Below are 16,707 nucleotides of genomic sequence, written 5' to 3'. Positions count from 1 at the left end.
CGCACTTCTCGCACAGTGGCCCGTCCTCGATGAGCCGAGCCGCAGGCTTGTCCTCGCCGCAGTCGATGCACCGGCGCAGCGGCCGTTGATGCCCGCGCTGCCAACACCGCCGGCACACCGGCCGTTTCTCGTCGTCGCGGACGGTGACCGGCGCCGTCTGGCCGCATCGTGAGCAGGGCTCGGCCAGATGCGTCCGGCGGCATCGTTCGCACCACGCTCCTTCCTCGGTGTGGGCGGCGGCCAGCACGACCTTGCCGCACATCCAGCAGGGCTCGCGGGGAACGGTCTTGCGGTGGCAGGTGTAGCAGACCCGGCCCTGCGGGCTGTTCTTCGTGGCCTTCATCGTCCGCCCGCATACCGAGCAGGGCAGCGGGACGCGCCGCTCGCGCTGCCAACACCGCGAACACACCGGCTGCCCGTAGCGCCGCGCGGGCACCCGCCCCGACCGACCGCACAGCGAGCACGGTTCGGCCCGGCGCTTTCCGTTGCAGTTCTGGCACCACGCCCCCTCCGCCGTACGTCCAATCGGAACGGTCAGACGGCCACACCCGACACAGCTCTCCTTGTCCCGGCGGGCGTGGTAGCAGGTATGGCACAGCCCGCTAGCGACCAGAGATCGGTCGCATCCACAGCTGGCGCAGACACCTCGCCCTTTCCCCACGTGCGTGACCCGGTGTCCGGTCAGCTCTCGGCGTCGAAGAAGTCCGCGGACAACAACGGCATGTCCGGCACGGCCGGCCGCGGACCCCGGCGAGCCGGCTCCTCGGTGGCCGATTGCGGCTCGACCTCCACCGCCAGGTCCTCGAAGCGGCAGTCGAGGATCTTGCACAAGGCCAGGATCAACTCGATCGGCATCTTCGGCGGACGTTCGGTGCTGACGAGCCGGTAGATCGAGCTGCGGTCGAACTCGAAGCCGTACTTGCGCAACTCCGGGATCAGCTTCGTGGTGGTGTACCAGTTCTTGCGGACCGCCATCAGCTCACGCAGCCGCCACTCGTAGCGCGGCTGCCGGACCTGCACGTCGTCGTTCTGCTCGTCCGGTCCTTGCCGGGACACCGCGTTCATCGCACCCTCCTCCGGCGGCCAGCAGGCTCACCTGACGTGTGATCGCTGAAGTCGTCGTCCATCTCCGCCTCCGTCTCGGCCATCGCGAAGGCGCGTTGCAGCACGGCTTCCTCGGCACCGCGTCCAGGTGCTCGCGGACCTTTAGGTTCTTGAAGTCGCTGCTGACCGCCGTGTAGATCGCCGTGGTCGCCGCGTGGGAATGACCGACCTGGTCAGTGACGAACTGCCCGTCATAGCCGGACTCGATCAGCCTGGTCACGTACGTTCTCCTTCTTCCCGCACTCGGCGTGTGCGGTGGGGTTCGTGTGGCGATTGAGCAGGGACGGCCTTTGTGACTTTGTTCGCCGCGCCAGCGACGGCTCTCAGGCTGCGCGTGGCCTGGTGTCGTGTGCGCGCTTGTTGGTGTGGCTGCTGATGCGGAGTTCGAGCCGCACGGTTTGGTTGTGGCAGCGGTACAAGGCGCGTGGGTCGAGCCAGTCGGCGTCCCGGTTGTCGTCCGGCGCGAGGCCGACGGCGGTGGGTATGCCGAGATCGGCATCGGTGTCGGTGAACAACGTGCCGGCGCCGAGCGTGATCTCCTCGCCGACCGTCGGCGTGACGGGTGCCAGGGACCGCGCTATGTCGCCACAGTGCTCGGAGCGACGTGTCTCGACCACGATGGCGACGAGTCGTCCCGGTTGGCCGACGGGTGCGTTCTCGAACGAGACGTAGTCCTCGGCATCCGGACCGGTGAGCAGGAACACGGTGCCGTAGCGGTCGGACTGGCGTTCGAACCTCGGCCACCACAGTTGGCCCTGGCCGAGCTCGATCGTGGCTGTCTCCTCGGTGTGTCCCGCGGTTGCGGCTTGCTCGGCGGCGGTGATGATCTCGGCCATGGACAGGTCGTTGCGGAACCGGTGCCCGATCTCGGCTTCCAGCTCCGCGTACTCGGCGGCCAGTTCCGGGCGTAGTTGTGCGGCGCGAACCAGATCCGCGCGGCTGGCGAGCACACAGAGGGAGCACGACAGGCGGGTCATGCCCTGGTCGTAGGCCGGGTGGTACGGCACACCTGACGCATGGATGCGTTGCCATACCTGGGTTTCGGTCCAGTCGTGGATCGGAAGCCAGGTGTCGACAGTGCGCCGGCCGCTGCTGGCAGCCTCGCCACGACTCAGGCGAGCCTGCTGGCGCAGAGCAATACCGTTCCGCGTCGAGTTCTCACCTCTCGCGATCACTCATGGTGACTGTCGCTGCCGGGTGAAACTGACCCGGTCTGACCAACCGCTCGGGTCCAGGACGTGGGTAAGCGGGTCAGTGACCGAGGGGCGTGGTCAGGGATTGCGTGCCGAGGGGGGCTCGCCGCTGATGGCGCGCCAGGCCGCGTCGGAATCAACGGTGTCGGCGAGGTCGTGGTTGGTGAGTACGGCGAGCGCGTCGATGGCTGTCAGCCAGTCGCGGCTACGCCGGTGCACCTCGTCGCTGGGGTCGTATCGGTTCAGGACGACTAGCACCTCGTGTCCGGTGAGGGCTCGCGCGGCGAGGCGCACCTGGGACACAACTCCTAGGACAGGCTCGGTGACCAGTAGCACGAGGTCCGGTCTCACCCGCTGCGCCAGTGAGAGGGTGTCGCCGTCATGGGCGATTGGTGAGCACAGCCCGCCTGCGCCCTCGACGAAGCCGATGGCGACGTCTGAGGGCCAGTCGAGTTCGGCGACGAGGTCGTCGAGCAGGATCGGAGCCAGTTGTAGGGTGTCGGCGGCCATCGGTGGCGCGAGGGGTACCGGGTACCACCGGTGTGGCGGGCACACCGTGTCGGCGGGCGTGTCAGTTGCCTCGCCGAGCACGGCGGCGTCGGTCGCGGTATCACCGGGTGTGAACGACTGCGCCGGTTTGCGGGCCGCGACCTCGATGCCAAATGCTCGCAATCGTCGCGACAAGGCGGCGGTCACCCAGGTCTTGCCGACCTCGGTGCCGGTGCCGGTGACCAGGATGAGTCGGCTAGGTCGGGTCATGGAGCGCCCACCGGGTCAACCAGCCGAGATCTTGCCCAGTCTGCGCCAGGGCACCTGCCCTGATCAGTGTGGAGGTGTTGGATGTCCTCGTGGCCCATCATGATCCCTGTTGGCGCAGGGGCGCGGCCATGGCGTGGTAGCCGCCGTCGACGTGGAGGATCTCGCCGGTGATAGCGCGGGCGAGGTCGGAGAACAGGAAGCAGACGGCGTCGGCCACCGGGGTCGAGTCGGCTGGGTCCCACCGCAAGGGCGAACGGGTTGCCCAGGCGTCGAGCAGGGCTTCGAAGCCGGGGATGCCGGTGGCCGCCCGGGTATGGATCGGCCCGGCCGCGACGAGGTTGACCCGGATTCCGGCAGGCCCGAGGTCGCGTGCGAGGTACCGGTTGAGCGACTCCAGTCCGGCTTTGCAGACGCCCATCCAGTTGTAGACCGGCCACGCGGCGCTGGCGTCGAAGTCGAGCCCGACCAGGCTGGCGCCGGAGGGTGGGGCGAGCCGGTTCACCGCCGCGGCGAGCGCGGCGAGGGATACGGTGCTGGTCTGGAACGCCAGTCCGATCCCTTCGGGGCGGGCGTTGAGTAGGGGGCCTTCCAGGGCGTCGGCGGGTGCGAAGGCGATGGCGTGCAGGGCGCCGTCGAGTCTCTCCCACCGCTCAGCGATCGTTGCGGTGAGCCGGGCGGTGTCGTGGGAGGCAGTGGCGTCGAAGGGGATGACGTCGATGTCGCCGGTGAGCTGCGCTGCCGCCGCACGGGCCCGATCGAGATCGCGGGGGAGCCCGGTGAGCAGCACCTCGGCGCCGAGTTGTTGGGCGCGGCGGGCGACGGCGAAGGCGATGCTGTCGGTGGTGACGACCCCGGTCACCAGGATGTGCTTGCCGTCCAACACAGTGCGGCTCCTTCGCGGGGGTTGGTGTGTGCGGCCCGGCAGGCGTGGGTCGTGACCGCTTGGTGGACGTCGATGGCCCGGCGGATGCAGGGTCCGGTCGTGGCGGTGATTCCTTCGACAGGGCGGTCGGCGCTGGCGGCACCGCCGATGCGCCCCGCAGGCCGTGCCGCCGGCACGGCGATGGGAGAAAAGCCGGATCGCTCGCGTGACATGATGGTGTTTGCGTCGGGTGGGGCTGCTCATCGTGGGGTGGCGCCGACGAGCGCCCCCTGCGAGGCGCAGCCGACGAGGCGGCTGTACTTGGCTAGGAAGCCGTTGCCGGTCGGGGCAGGGGGTGGGTGCCAGCGGTGACGGCGTCGTTCGAGTTCGGCAGGGTTGACGTCGAGATCGATGGTGCGTGCCGGGATGTCGATCATGATCGGGTCGCCGTCGGCGACCAGCGCCAGCGGCCCGCCGGCAGCGGCCTCGGGGGCGACGTGGCCGACGCAGAGGCCGGTGGTGGCGCCGGAGAAGCGGCCGTCAGTGACCAGCGCCACCTGGTCACCCAGGCCGGTGCCGCGGACAGCGGCGGTGACGGCGAGCATCTCCGGCATTCCCGGTCCGCCGCGTGGGCCTTCGTACCGGATCACGATCACCTCGCCTGCGGTGAGGCGACCGCCTGAGACGTAGCCCATGGCGGCGTCTTCGTTGTCGAAGACCCGGGCTGTGCCGTGGAAGCGGTCGACGGTCAGGCCGGCCATCTTGACCACCGCGCCGCTGGGGGCGAGTGCCCCGCGGAGGATGGCCAGGCCGCCGTCGGGGCGGAGCGGGTCATCTGGCGTTCGGAGGACCGTACCGTCGGGTTTCGGGGCTGCGAGTTCGGCGAGGTTCTCGGCCAGGGTGGCTCCGGTCACGGTCAGGCAGTCGCCGTGGAGCAGTCCGGCGTCCAGCAGCGCGGCGAGCACTGCGGGCACGCCACCGACCTGGTGCAGGTCGGCCATGACGTGGCGCCCACCGGGACGGAGATCGGCGATGTGGGGGGTGTGTCGGCTGATCCGGTCGAAGTCGTCGAGGGTCAGGCGGACGCCGGCTTCGTGGGCGATGGCGGGTAGGTGCAGCGCGGCGTTGGTCGACCCGCCCAGGGCCATGACCACGGTGATGGCGTTCTCGAAGGCTTCGCGGGTGAGGATGTCGCGTGGGCGGATCCCGGCGCGCAGGGCGGCGACGGCGGCCGCTCCGGTGTCGTGGGCGATGCCGGGGCGTGTGGGGTCGATGGCGGGGGCGGATGCCGAGCCGGGCAGTGCGATACCGAGGGCTTCGGCTTCGGCGGCGATCGTGTTGGCGGTGTACATGCCGGCGCACGATCCGGCTCCTGGGCACGCGGCGCGCTCCAGCTCGTCGAGGTCGTCGGTGCTGAGCAGGCCGCTTGCCTGCGCGCCGACGGCCTCGAACACGTCCTGGATCGTCACCGGCCGACCCTGCCAGCTCCCGGGGAGGGAGGAGCCGCCGTACAAGAACGCCGTGGGTACGTTGAGGCGTGCGGCGGCCATGAGCATCCCGGGAAGGCTCTTGTCGCAGCCGGCGATGGTGACCATCGCGTCGAGTTGTTCGGCCTCCATGACACACTCGACCGAGTCTGCGATGAGGTCCCGGCTGGGAAGGGACGCGCGCATGCCGCGGTGCCCCATGGCGATCCCATCGGACATGGCGATGGTCGAGAACCGCATCGCCACCCCGCCCGCCTTCCTGACCCCGTCGGCCGTCGCGCCTGCCAGGCGGTCCAGGGCGATGTTGCAGGGTGTGAGGTCGTTGGCGGCCGCGGCCACACCGATCTGCGGCCGGGTGAAGTCCTCGTCGGCGAACCCGACTGCCCGCAGCATCGCCCGGGCCGGTGCTCGGGTGACGCCGTCGGTGACGATTCGGCTACGGTGACGCGGGTCCATGTCTTCTCCCGGCTTCGCTTGGTCAGCTCGGCCCTTCATTGGCCCTGGCCTCGGGTGAATGCGGGTTCGCCGTCGAAGGCGTAGAGTCCTTCGGTCTTGATCGGTTCGATGCCGTGCTCGACCATGCGGGCCTGGAGGGCGACGACCTCGGCGGCGGTGGTGGTCCCGCGCGGGTCGAGGAAGCGGCATCGCCAGTGGTCGGTGAGCAGGGTCTCGGGCGCGCCGCCTGGCCAGACCTTCTGTCCCCGGTTGGAGATCATGTCAAGGTGCAGGGGTGCGGCGAACGGACGAAGCTTGGCGGCGAGTTCGTCTGGGGTGGTGTCTGGGCTGTGGACGAACACGTCGACGCCGAGCTGGGTCTTGGCGGCAGCGGATCGGCCCGCGAGCTTGACGGTGATCGGCCTGTGCTGGGCGTAGTGCGTTGCCGGCAGCCGGGTGGGTTCTTGGCCGAGACGGTCGATGACCGATGCCGCGAACGCCGTGGTGCCGACCTTGGAGGTGCTGGTATCGGGCTCGTAGATGTCGTAGGTGTGGATGCCGTCTTCGATGGTCCGCAGCCAGGCGTTGTGGACTCGGCTCGCGACGTCGGCTTGTCCGATGTGGACCAGCATCTGTACCGCGGCCAGCAGCAGCCCTGAAGGATTCGCAACGTCTTGGCCGGCTCGCCGGGGGGCGGATCCGTGGATGGCTTCGAACATGGCGACTCGCTCGCCGATGTTCGCGCTTCCGGCGAGGCCGACAGATCCGGCGATCTGGGCGGCGACGTCGGAGAGGATGTCGCCGTAGAGGTTCGGCAGGACGACGACGTCGAACGCCTCGGGGGTGTCGGCGAGCTTGGCCGCACCGATGTCGACGATCCAATGCTCTGCCTGGATATCGGGGTAGTCGGCGGCGACCTCGTCGAACACCCGGTGGAACAGGCCGTCGGTCATCTTCATGATGTTGTCCTTGGTGAACGCTGTCACCTTGGTTCGCCGATAGGCTGTGGCGTACTCGAAGGCGTAGCGAATTACCCGCTCGCATCCCTGCCGGGAGATGAGCTTGAGGCACTGCACGACCTCGTCGGTCTGGCGGTGCTCGATGCCGGCGTAGAGGTCCTCTTCGTTCTCCCGAACGATGACGACGTCCATGCCAGGGTGCTTGGTGGCGACGAACGGTGCGTAGGCGACGCATGGCCGGACGTTGGCATAGAGACCGAACGTCTTGCGCACGGTGACGTTGAGGCTCTTGAACCCTCCGCCTTGCGGGGTGGTGATGGGCGCCTTGAGGAACACACCCGTGCGGCGGATCGACTCGAGCGCCTCGGGAGTGACGCCGGCGGGGTTGCCAGCCTGATAGACCGACTCTCCGATGGTGATCGTGTCGATGTCAAGGGCCGCGCCTGCGGCGTTGAGCACCGAAAGGGTGGCTTCCATGATTTCCGGACCGATTCCGTCTCCGTGGGCGACGGTGATCGGTGCGGATGTGGAATGCGTGGTCATGCTGCTCCTGAGACCGAGGACGTGACGGGACGGGACGCTGGATGGGCTAGGGGCGAGTCGTGGCGGTGCCGCGTGCGAGCCGGCATCCGGCGCTGGTCGTGCCGCACGGTCCACTGATGCCCTGCTCTGGGTCATCGATGTACCAGTGGGTCGCGACCAGGCGCGGGTAGCGGCTGCCGAGTTCGGTCAGGGTGGCGTGGACGGTGTCGCGGGAGTCGGTGTGCGCGAAGACCGGAAAGAACGCTCCCGGCAGGCTCGCTGCGGGCGCCGCGCCTTGCACCAGGACATCGAGGATCAGGCGCCGTCGCTGGTGGGGGTTGTGTGCCTCGCGCAGGGCGGAACCGTCCAGCCAGCACAGCGACCACAGCCCGGACACCGAGGAGGAGGTCCGGATCCCCACCGGCACTGCTGGCGGGCGCCCTTCCGTGGGGTCCCCGACGGCGCATCCGCAGGTCTGCACATGCTCGCCGCACGGGAACAACGTGGGCAGGTCCGCGTCAAGCTCGCGGCGGATCCAAATCCCGAGCAGGGCGTCCCGCTGAGCTGGATCGCCGCCGTAGCGCCGGTGGTGGACCAGGTAGTCGCTCGCCTGCTCGACGGCGACCTCGGCGTGGTCCACACTTGAGATCAGTAGAAGCGCGCTCATCGGGTACCTCTCTTTCCAAGCGGCTCTGTTACGTGGGGAGTTAGGACAGGTCGTTCCGGGTGGGACGCCGCCATCGGGTGGTGTGGAGCGGTCACGGGAGCGCCTGCCGGGATGTCGGTGCTGGCGTGTCGGTGCTGGGGTGCCAGGGCTGCCACCCGGTGGGGGTGTAGCGGTGCCACGGGTCGTCGGGCTGTTCCCGTGCGGCGAGTCCAATCCAGTCGTGGCTGAACATGTGGTGCAGCATTGTGTGGCGGGCGATGAGGGTGTCCAGCCTGGGCAGGGGTGCCTGCACGATGGCGAGCAGGCGTTGCGGTTCATGTCGGGCGTGGTGGCCGTCGGTGAGGGACTGCCAGGGCAGGCCGGGCTGGAGGTCACTGGTGTGGCCGGTCATGACGCCCAGGCCCCCACCGGTGACGTTGTGCAGGGTTTTGCTGCCGGCGCCGAAGGACTGCGGGTCGACGGTGGCGAAGTAGTACTGGCTGTTGATCCAGTGTGCGACGACGAGCGGCGCGGTGAGGATTGTTTCCAGGACGGTGCCGGTCGGGTCGAGGTCGGGATCGTAGTCGTGGAGGAACACGCGGCTGTGCAGGTCGATGCCGCGGGTGAGGGCGCGGGGCGCGATGAGGAAGGCGGCGTTGTCGGCGAGACCCCATTCCGGGAAGACCTGGGCCCAGTCACGGGCCCGGGCGCGGGTGTGGCGCGCCGCGTGCCGCGGGCGGGGCCGGGTGGGTGCGCCCGGCAGGATGGCGCAGCGTTCGGCGGCCAGCCGGGTGCCGGCCGTGCGGAGGTCGGCGGTGAGCCTGTCAGCGTCGCGGCGGTGGGTGGCGGGCAGGAGGTGGGTGTCCAGCAGGCGTACGGTGTCGGTGGTGGTGTCGTGTTCGGCCGGGACGAACCAGGTGTCGTCGGGAACGGTGATGCCGCGGTCGGCCAGGTGAAGGCGGACCTGCGGATCGTTGAGCAGGGCGGCGGCCGTGCGGGCGTTGGGACCTCCGGGATGTCCCCCGCAGGCGCCGCAGTCCAGCGCGGCCTGGTAGGGGTTGTTGTCGGTGTGGGCGCGGTGCCCGCAGAACACGACCAGCCGCGCGAACCCGCGGGTCAGGCCCATCAACGTCAGGATGGTTTCGGCGGTCGCGGCACGCTCCTCGGGGGTGAGCGCCTCGGCGATGGAGATCTCGGTCTGCGGCTCGGGCGTGATGCGGCGGGCCCACCACGCGCCTGTGGCGCCGGCGGCACGGGGAGTGAAGGTCTTGGCCGCGGCCAGCGGCCCGGCCAGCCAGCCGGCGGCTTCGGCGAGGGCGAACGGCGCCAGCAGGTCGTCCTTGGCGGCGTGCAGGGAGTGCTCGGCGGCGGCGAGCACCCTGCGGCCGGCCAGTGACCGCTCGGCCGCGCGCCGCCGACCAGGGGCGGGGTGCTCGGTGAGGGTGTGGCGAGGCGTGATCGGGCCGGGACACTGGGTGCGAGCGGCACCCCCGGCGAGGTCGCGGTAGCGCATGGCGACGGCGAAGAAACCGGCGAAGCCCAGGGTCTGGTAGCTGCCGAGGACCTCCAGGTGGCGGCGCAGTCCTTCGGAGCGGGGATCGATGCAGCACACCACCTGCGCCCGCGGTGGGGCTTCGGGCAGTTCGGGCTGGGGCCGGCCGAGGATGCGCAGCAGCAGCCGGCTCCGGTAGTGGTCCTCGTAGGCGTCCAGCCAGACCAGCGCCCGCTGCTGGATCGGCAGCTGGTCGAGCAGCTCCACCAGCTCGCTCCGTTGGGCGGCATCGGTGTCGGTGACTTCCAGCGCTCCCAACAGGTGGTAGGCCCGGTCGTGCGGGTCGACGGTGGCCTGCCGGGTGTCGAACCGGCTCGCGGAGGCCCAGGACCACGCTGTGCCGGGAGCGTGGGAGCCGGCGAGCGCGGCGGCTTCGACGGCCAACCGCAACGCGAGGTAGTCGACGAGGTCGATGCCGCTGTCGGGCCGCTCGCCGCGCCACCGGACGTGGGCGGCGAAGCCGGGCAAGCAGGCCAGGTGGGCCTGCAGGTAGCGGGTCCGCTGGTCGTCCGGGACACCGAGCGCGGCCAGCGCGTCCAGGATGGTGTGCTCGGCGCGTTCGGGCAGGTGCCGCAGCCGCGCCCGCACCGGCCGCGGCAAGGTTCCGTCATGGGCGGCCAGCGCCCGCCACGCCGAGTAGAAGCCGCGGTCACGACCCGGCATCCGCCAGGTGGACTGGCCTTCGTCCAGGTAGGCCGCGCACCACTGGATCGTGTGGGTGTTGAGCAGGGCGGCCACCTCCGGGGCCAGTGCTTCGGCCGCGGTGCGTGCCTGACGGCGCGGCGGTGGACACGCGATGCCCTGGTGCAGATCGGCCACCAGCAGGTCGACCGGGTCGTAGGCGCGGTTGCCGAGAGTGAGCGGGCCCCGCTGTAGCGCCGTGGGGTGGCGGCGGGCCAGCGCGGCGCGCAGGTCGTCGTCGGTGATCCGGCCGCGCTGCCAGGCGGCACGTAGCCAGGTCTCGTCTGGGGTGACTCGTGCTCCGAGCAGATCCGCGGCGGTGGTGGCCGCGTCGGCGAACGGGCGGTCCAGCAGGCCGGACAACGGGTTGACCGCGATGAAGTCCGCCAATGGCCAGGTCGGAGCCAGGAATCCGGCCGCGTCGGCGATCTCGGCGCGCACTGCCGCCTGCTGTGTGGCGACGTCAGAGACGGCATCGGGGGCGAGGTTGGTGGCGGGGCCGGTGGTCATGAGTGTGAACCCTCCTGCGCGAGCACGACGCGACAAGTGGCGGAACGTGCGACCGTGGAGAACAGGGGAAGCCACGCGTGCGGGACAGCCGGTGACTCACCTGTCATGGCGGCGACCCGCTTGCGCGGGATGCCGTCGAGCGCGTGGGGGCGAGTCACGCCCGAGCTCCTTCCAGTTGGGGAACCGGCCGCGGACGCGGTGTCGGTACCAGCCGTGGCGGGTGACCCCAGGCGGCGGTGTACGTGCGCTGCTGCCCGGCGGACAACGCCGCCACGTACAGCCGGTCGCGCCACCGGCCCAGACCGACCGCGGGTGCCAGGTGGAGCAGCAGCGCACCGGCCGCCAGCACCGCCACCACGGTCGCGAGAACCCAGGCCGAGACAGCGGCGGGCCCGCTTGCGGGCAGGCTCGGGGCCAGGAGCTCGGTGACCGCGCCCACCAGGGCCAGGTACCCGATCGCCACGCCCGGCAGCACGATCACCACCGTGACCAGCGCGCCGCCGGTCGGGTGACGACGCAGCCAGCCCCACGCCAGCCGCGCGGCGGTGGCCACGGCGAAGAGCGACAACGCGACGCCGCCGGCATGAAGGGGTAGCAACCAGGCCGCCACCCCGACCGCCGCGACGGCGGCGACCCCGGCGAGGACAGCGACCTGCGCTGCGCGGGCAGGAGCCAACCGAGGCGCGGGAGGAGCCGCAGTGTGGCCAGCGTGCCGCTGCACGGCCGACCCCGAGCCGAGGAACAGGGTGGCTTTGAACAGCCCGTGCGCCACCAGGTGCACCACCGTCGCGGCGTAGAGGCCGAGCCCGCAGGTCATGAGCATGAACCCCATCTGCCCGATCGTGGAGTGCACCAGCGCCCCTTTGATGTCGGGGCGGGTCAGCATGATCGCGGTGGCGGCCACGACGCTGGCGGCTCCGATGGCGAACGCCAGGTGTGTCGCCACCGGCGCGGCACCGACGATCGGCGACAGCTTCACCAGCAGCACCCCGCCGGCGTTGACCACGCCGGCGTGCAGCAGAGCCGAAACCGGGGTCGGTGCCGCCAGGGTCGCCGGCAGCCATCGGTGCCAGGGCAGCTGCGCGCACCGCACGGCCGCGGCGACCACCAGCGAACAGGCCACCACCGTGCCCACCGCACCGCCGAGGGCCGCGTCGCCCTGGTGGCGCAGGTCGAGATCCCCCCAGACCGTGACCGCGAGGACAACCCCAGTCCACAACGCGGCGTCCCCGGCGACGACGGCACGGGTGGTGCGCCGTGCGGCATCGACGGCCGAGGGCGCCGGCCGATACATCCCCACCAGACGGCACAAGATCACCCCGGTCAGCGTCCACGCCACCGCCAGGGTGACGAGAGTCGCCGCGGTCACCATCACCGTGGTCGCGGCGGTCAGCGCCCCCGCCGCGACAGCGAAGCGGGCCGCGGCCGGATCGCCGTGCAGGTAGCGGCGGGCGAACGCCTGGACCACGGCGCTGACCGTGCACACCAGCAGCAGAACGATCGCCCCGACGTGGTCGACCACCAGCCCGGTCCAGGCTCGCCCGTCCGGGTTGGCCAGCACCATCGCCACCGGCCCGCCGACTACCACCGTCACGGCCAGCGTCCCCGCCAGCGCGGTGGCCACCAGCGCCGCACCCGCACCCAACGCGGGCGCCAAGCTCCGTAGCCGCCGGATCGACCCGGCCATGGCCGCAACAGCGGGAAGGGCCACCAAAACGAGCAGCGTCACCCCTGTCACGCCGTCGTACCTTCCTGACCCGCGCGCGCCGCCGCGCCGCGCGTCGCCGGGGCTCCGGCGAGGTCGGTGGCGCGCGGCTCAGCACCGGTGCCCGCAGCGGGCTCGGGCGGCGAACCGAGGTGTTCCAGGCAATGCGGAGGCAACGCACGCCCGTCGAAACCCCCGATCCGCACCCGGACGAACTCGTCGTGGACCACGCAGTACAGCGACCGCCCCCGTTCCAGCTCCCGGGCGATGTAGGCACCCACGCTCTGCGCGGCCCCCCGCCGCACGCCCGGCGGGCTGGTGTCGATCACCACGTCCGGCGGCGGCGAGGCCCACCGGTGCGCCCAGCGCCGCGCCACCTCATCGGCCGCGCGCTCGCCGGTCAGTACGCCCGCCATCTCGGCGTCGACCACCGCGCCCACCTCCCGCAGCAGGTTCTCCCACGGGAGCGCCATCTCCTCGTCGCCCATGACACCCACCTCCCAAGCACGCTACCAATGACCTGTGTTCTAATACGCGATATGAATCATACGACATTGATGACGTGCTTTGGCAAGCGTGACATGCGTTACCCCCGACGAGGTACAGTTGCGGCCATGCAGGAGTGGACGTTCTTGACCAATCACGCCCACGTACTGCTGTGCGTGGTGCGGGATCCACAAGTTCGGTTGCGGGATGTGGCCGAGGTGGTGGGCATCACCGAGCGGGCGGCGCAGCGCATCGTGGCCGACCTCGTCGAGGCGGGCTACCTGGAACGCACCAGGGAGGGGCGGCGCAACCGGTACCGGTTGCATCCGGATTTGCCGCTGCGGCACCCGATGGACCGTGACACCGCCATCGGGCAGCTCGTGGCCCTGCTCACCGGCATCGACGCCCGATCCGGCAACCTCGTGTAATGCTCGCCGTGCACCCCTACGCGGGCGCACCGGTCGCGATGGCCACCCGACACGGCAAGCAGCGAGCCCTCGCTGCCGCCCTGGCGCGGATCCCCGGCATGCGGCTTGTGCTCGCCCACGATGTGGACACCGATCAGCTCGGCACCTTCACCGGTGAGATCCCCCGCGCCGGGTCGGCGGCCGAGACCGCGGTCCGCAAGGCGCGCCTCGCGATCGAGTCGACCGGCCTCGGACTCGCCGTGGCCAGCGAAGGCTCCTTCGGCCCGCACCCGGTCGCGCCAATGCTGAGCGCCGGCCAGGAGATCCTCGCCTTCCTCGACACGGTGCGGGACGTCTGCATCCTGGAGCGCCGAACCACACCGACGAACTTCAGCCACACCACGACCCGCCGCCTCGACGAGGAAACCGACGCCTACCTGGCGCGCGTCGGTTTCGGTGCCCACGCGGTCATCGTCCGTCCCCACAGCCCCGCCGACGTGCGGGCTCCAGGCCCCATCTGCAAGGGCATCCAGACCCGTGCCGACCTCGATGCGGCGATCAGCCGGTGCACCGCGCACTCCACCGATGGCCTGGCGCGACTGGAGACCGACATGCGCGCGCACGTCAACCCCACCCGCATGCGGGAGATCAGCGTGCTCGCCCACCAACTCGCCTCGCGTCTGGCCACCCTGTGCCCGGCCTGCGGCACCCCCGGATTCGGCCCGGTGGACCGCGAACCTGGTCTGCCCTGCGGCACGTGTGGCGAGCCCACCCGCCTGACCCTGGCAACGATCCACGGGTGTGCCCGCTGCCCGCACCGCGGCCGCCACCCTCGCGATGACGGCCAACGACGTGCCGATCCCACGTTCTGCGAATGCTGCAACCCGTAACCCCCGGACACCACCCCCGCAGACCCACCCGGCCGGCCCCAGCCACTGCACGTCCGAAGGAGCGTCACCACGATGATCCCCCTGACCGCCGCCGCGATCGCCGCGGCCACCGACGGTCACCTCGTCCCGGGGACCGACCCGTCGCTGCTGGTGACCGCACCCGCCAGCATCGACTCCCGCCAGGTCCACCCCGGCGGCGTGTTCGCCGCCCTCCCCGGCCGGCGCACCGACGGGCACTACCACGCATCAGCGGCCCTCGCCGCGGGAGCCGCCCTGGTGCTGGCCGCACGCCCGGTGCCCGCCCCTGCCGTCCAGGTCACCGACGTGACCCGCGCGCTCGGCGACCTGGCTCGCCACGTGGCAGACCGACTGCCGGCCACCGTGATCGGCATCACCGGGTCGAACGGCAAGACCACGACCAAAGATCTCGCCACCCAGGTCCTGGCACACCACGGCCCGGTCGCCGCCACAGACCGCTCCTTCAACAACGAGCTCGGTTTTCCCCTCACTGTCCTGCGCGCCACCCCCGACACCCGCTACCTCATCCTGGAAATGGGCGCCCGGGGCCGTGGACACCTCAGCTACCTGTGCGGCCTGGTCACCCCCCACGTCGGGGTCGTGCTCAACGTCGGCACCGCCCACCTCGGTCAATACCCCGACGGGCAAACCGGGATCGCCGCGGCCAAAAGCGAACTACTGACCGGGCTCCCCTCTGCAGACCACGGTGGGCTGGCCATCCTCAACGCCGACGATCCGCTCGTCGCCGCGATGGCCCCGCTCACCCCCGCCCGCACCCGCTGGTGGAGCCAGCGCCCCCACCCCAACGGCGTATACGCCCGAGATGTGCACGTCACGCCGCGCGGCCGGGCGTGCTTCACCCTGCACACTCCCGAGGGCACGGCACCCGTCACGCTCCGCCTGACCGGCCGGCACCACGTCGGCAACGCCCTCGCCGTCGCCGCCCTCGCCCTCGGCCTCGGCCTTGACCACCACACCATCGCCGATGCCCTGAGCGCCGCTGAACCCGCCAGCGGCGGGCGCATGCAAACCATCGTGCGGGGCGACGGGGTCACGCTCCTCCACGACGCCTACAACGCCAACCCCGACTCCATGGCCGCCGCGCTGACCACCCTGAGCACCATGTCCGCCCGCCGCCGGATCGCCGTCCTCGGCGAGATGGCCGACCTCGGCGACCACGCCGCTGGCGCCCACCACCACCTCGGCGTGCTCGCCGCACGCGCCGGCCTCGACGTCCTGATCACCATCGGCACCCGGACCGCGCCTCTGATCGCCGACGCGGCCGACACCGAGCACAGCACCCTCGACATCATCGCCGTTCCCGACAGCCAGGCCGCCCACGACGTGCTAAGTCGAATCCTTCGTCCCGACGATCTCGTCCTGATCAAAGCATCCCGCGCCGCCCACCTCGAACACCTCGTCGCCGCGCTCAGCAACCGCTGAGCAGCCCGGAGTCGCGGCCGTCTGGCTGCGCGACCCGGCCGCTCGGCGGAGCCGATCCGCGATCGCCAATCCGAGCCCGTCCGGGGTAGGAACCGAGGCCACCACGACCTCGCACTCATGCCGGTCGAAGTCACGGAGGAACTCGAAAAGCCGCCGCGCGTACCGCGCACCCGAGTCCGGCACCGCGATAACGCGCTGCCCGGCACACGCACCGGCACCGCCCGCGAACTCGGGCGGCAGCAGGACGCCGACGCGCCGGCCCTGCGCTGCCAGGTACTCGGCGTGGCCGATCACCTGGCCCGGCTCGACCAGGACAACCCGTGCCCTCGGCGCGTAGTGCGACGGATGCTGGCCCGGAACGCGTACGGCACTCCTCGCCCGCACCGGCACGGAGCAACCCAGTGCGCGCTCAAGATCCTCTCGTGTCACGCCGCCTGGGCGCAGTATCGCAGGTGCGCCGGTGAGGTCGACGATCGTGGACTCGACACCCACCGCACAGGGGCCGCCGTCCAGCACGTAGTCGACGTCGGCGCCCAACCCGTCGCCAACATGAGCAGCCGCCGTGGGACTGACCGAGCCGAAACGGTTGGCCGATGGCGCCGCCACACCGCCACCGAACGCCGTGAGCAGCGCGCGGGCGACCGGATGGTCGGGCACCCGCAGCGCGACCGTCTCCAGACCGCCGGTGACCGCGCGGGGAACACGGCGGCCCCGACGAAGAACCAGGGTCACCGGGCCAGGCCAGAAACGGTCAGCGACGCGGCGCGCCGCGTCGGGCACCTCCGCGACCCAGTCGGGGAGCTGACGCGCCCCGCTGAGGTGCACGATCAGCGGGTGCGTCGAGGGCCGCCCCTTCACGGCGAAGACACGCTCCACCGCGTCGACGTTCTCCGCGTCCGCGCCGAGCCCGTACACGGTCTCGGTCGGGAACGCGACCAGCCCACCCGCGCGCAGGGTGCCAGCAGCGCGTTCCACATCGAGTCCCACGCGCTCAGGCGCGATGCCTGGTTGATCCGACATCACCCGTTCACCCCTCACCACTGCAGTC

General features: G+C 71.0%; 14 protein-coding genes. 3 read left to right on the top strand and 11 right to left on the bottom strand.

Going from position 1 to position 16,707, the window contains the following annotated elements; translation table 11 throughout:
• Window positions 1-681 precede the first annotated feature (681 nt).
• The 10 genes from SACCYDRAFT_RS13165 to SACCYDRAFT_RS13120 form a co-directional block, all read right to left on the bottom strand.
• The gene (locus tag SACCYDRAFT_RS13165) at window positions 682-1,065 is read right to left on the bottom strand and encodes a helix-turn-helix domain-containing protein (protein ID WP_005456801.1); all 384 of its coding nucleotides are present in this window, start codon (window positions 1,063-1,065) and stop codon (window positions 682-684) included.
• Window positions 1,066-1,427: 362 nt separating this feature from the next.
• A complete protein-coding gene (locus SACCYDRAFT_RS25895; RefSeq protein WP_083844754.1) occupies window positions 1,428-2,279 on the bottom strand; it encodes a phosphoadenosine phosphosulfate reductase domain-containing protein in 852 nt (283 codons plus the stop codon).
• A 96-nt stretch (window positions 2,280-2,375) separates the two neighbouring features.
• Window positions 2,376-3,056 carry an ATP-dependent dethiobiotin synthetase BioD gene (gene bioD, locus SACCYDRAFT_RS25450; RefSeq protein ID WP_005456800.1) on the bottom strand — a complete coding sequence of 227 codons (681 nt, stop codon included), beginning with the start codon at window positions 3,054-3,056 and terminating at the stop codon, window positions 2,376-2,378.
• A gap of 97 nt (window positions 3,057-3,153) precedes the next feature.
• The gene (gene fabI, locus SACCYDRAFT_RS13150; RefSeq protein WP_005456799.1) at window positions 3,154-3,939 is read right to left on the bottom strand and encodes an enoyl-ACP reductase FabI; all 786 of its coding nucleotides are present in this window, start codon (window positions 3,937-3,939) and stop codon (window positions 3,154-3,156) included.
• A gap of 239 nt (window positions 3,940-4,178) precedes the next feature.
• A complete protein-coding gene (ilvD, locus tag SACCYDRAFT_RS13145) occupies window positions 4,179-5,861 on the bottom strand; it encodes a dihydroxy-acid dehydratase (protein ID WP_005456798.1) in 1,683 nt (560 codons plus the stop codon).
• 35 nt (window positions 5,862-5,896) lie between these two features.
• Window positions 5,897-7,342 (bottom strand): NADP-dependent isocitrate dehydrogenase, encoded by a 1,446-nt coding sequence (locus SACCYDRAFT_RS13140; RefSeq protein ID WP_005456797.1) that lies wholly within the window; start codon window positions 7,340-7,342, stop codon window positions 5,897-5,899.
• 46 nt (window positions 7,343-7,388) lie between these two features.
• Window positions 7,389-7,988 (bottom strand): hypothetical protein, encoded by a 600-nt coding sequence (locus SACCYDRAFT_RS13135; RefSeq protein ID WP_005456790.1) that lies wholly within the window; start codon window positions 7,986-7,988, stop codon window positions 7,389-7,391.
• A gap of 91 nt (window positions 7,989-8,079) precedes the next feature.
• Window positions 8,080-10,710, bottom strand: coding sequence for a DUF2309 domain-containing protein (locus SACCYDRAFT_RS13130; RefSeq protein WP_005456785.1), 2,631 nt, complete (start codon window positions 10,708-10,710; stop codon window positions 8,080-8,082).
• Between the two features lie 154 nt (window positions 10,711-10,864).
• Complete coding sequence (locus tag SACCYDRAFT_RS13125) at window positions 10,865-12,448, bottom strand: proton-conducting transporter transmembrane domain-containing protein (RefSeq protein ID WP_005456783.1); 1,584 nt, start codon at window positions 12,446-12,448, stop codon at window positions 10,865-10,867.
• The gene (locus SACCYDRAFT_RS13120; protein ID WP_005456782.1) at window positions 12,445-12,903 is read right to left on the bottom strand and encodes a hypothetical protein; all 459 of its coding nucleotides are present in this window, start codon (window positions 12,901-12,903) and stop codon (window positions 12,445-12,447) included. Before SACCYDRAFT_RS13120 ends, SACCYDRAFT_RS13125 begins: the two co-directional genes overlap by 4 nt.
• A gap of 126 nt (window positions 12,904-13,029) precedes the next feature.
• Here SACCYDRAFT_RS13120 and SACCYDRAFT_RS13115 point away from each other — a divergent pair, with 126 nt between their 5' ends.
• The 3 genes from SACCYDRAFT_RS13115 to SACCYDRAFT_RS13105 all read left to right on the top strand — a co-directional run bounded on the left by SACCYDRAFT_RS13115 (window position 13,030) and on the right by SACCYDRAFT_RS13105 (window position 15,659).
• On the top strand, window positions 13,030-13,329 hold the full coding sequence (locus SACCYDRAFT_RS13115; protein ID WP_005456781.1) for a helix-turn-helix transcriptional regulator: 300 nt from the start codon (window positions 13,030-13,032) through the stop codon (window positions 13,327-13,329).
• Window positions 13,329-14,198, top strand: coding sequence for a DUF6671 family protein (locus SACCYDRAFT_RS13110; RefSeq protein WP_005456780.1), 870 nt, complete (start codon window positions 13,329-13,331; stop codon window positions 14,196-14,198). Before SACCYDRAFT_RS13115 ends, SACCYDRAFT_RS13110 begins: the two co-directional genes overlap by 1 nt.
• A gap of 72 nt (window positions 14,199-14,270) precedes the next feature.
• Window positions 14,271-15,659, top strand: a complete 1,389-nt coding sequence (locus SACCYDRAFT_RS13105) for a UDP-N-acetylmuramoyl-tripeptide--D-alanyl-D-alanine ligase (RefSeq protein WP_005456779.1) — start codon at window positions 14,271-14,273, stop codon at window positions 15,657-15,659.
• On the opposite strand, the gene SACCYDRAFT_RS13100 is transcribed toward SACCYDRAFT_RS13105, so the two are convergent.
• A complete protein-coding gene (locus tag SACCYDRAFT_RS13100) occupies window positions 15,564-16,679 on the bottom strand; it encodes an L-threonylcarbamoyladenylate synthase (protein WP_005456778.1) in 1,116 nt (371 codons plus the stop codon). The genes SACCYDRAFT_RS13105 and SACCYDRAFT_RS13100 overlap by 96 nt on opposite strands.
• Window positions 16,680-16,707: the final 28 nt, after the last annotated feature.

It is taken from the genome of Saccharomonospora cyanea NA-134 (assembly GCF_000244975.1).
Lineage (GTDB): Bacteria > Actinomycetota > Actinomycetes > Mycobacteriales > Pseudonocardiaceae > Saccharomonospora > Saccharomonospora cyanea.
This window is presented reverse-complemented; position numbering and strand designations above follow the sequence as displayed.

Coding starts and splice junctions, on each gene's coding strand:
- SACCYDRAFT_RS13165 (WP_005456801.1), bottom strand. CDS start 1,065: ATGAACGCGGTGTCCCGGCAAGGACCGGACGAGCAGAACGACGACGTG.
- bioD (WP_005456800.1), bottom strand. CDS start 3,056: ATGACCCGACCTAGCCGACTCATCCTGGTCACCGGCACCGGCACCGAG.
- ilvD (WP_005456798.1), bottom strand. CDS start 5,861: ATGGACCCGCGTCACCGTAGCCGAATCGTCACCGACGGCGTCACCCGA.
- SACCYDRAFT_RS13140 (WP_005456797.1), bottom strand. CDS start 7,342: ATGACCACGCATTCCACATCCGCACCGATCACCGTCGCCCACGGAGAC.
- SACCYDRAFT_RS13135 (WP_005456790.1), bottom strand. CDS start 7,988: ATGAGCGCGCTTCTACTGATCTCAAGTGTGGACCACGCCGAGGTCGCC.
- SACCYDRAFT_RS13130 (WP_005456785.1), bottom strand. CDS start 10,710: ATGACCACCGGCCCCGCCACCAACCTCGCCCCCGATGCCGTCTCTGAC.
- SACCYDRAFT_RS13120 (WP_005456782.1), bottom strand. CDS start 12,903: ATGGGCGACGAGGAGATGGCGCTCCCGTGGGAGAACCTGCTGCGGGAG.
- SACCYDRAFT_RS13115 (WP_005456781.1), top strand. CDS start 13,030: ATGCAGGAGTGGACGTTCTTGACCAATCACGCCCACGTACTGCTGTGC.
- SACCYDRAFT_RS13110 (WP_005456780.1), top strand. CDS start 13,329: ATGCTCGCCGTGCACCCCTACGCGGGCGCACCGGTCGCGATGGCCACC.
- SACCYDRAFT_RS13105 (WP_005456779.1), top strand. CDS start 14,271: ATGATCCCCCTGACCGCCGCCGCGATCGCCGCGGCCACCGACGGTCAC.
- SACCYDRAFT_RS13100 (WP_005456778.1), bottom strand. CDS start 16,679: ATGTCGGATCAACCAGGCATCGCGCCTGAGCGCGTGGGACTCGATGTG.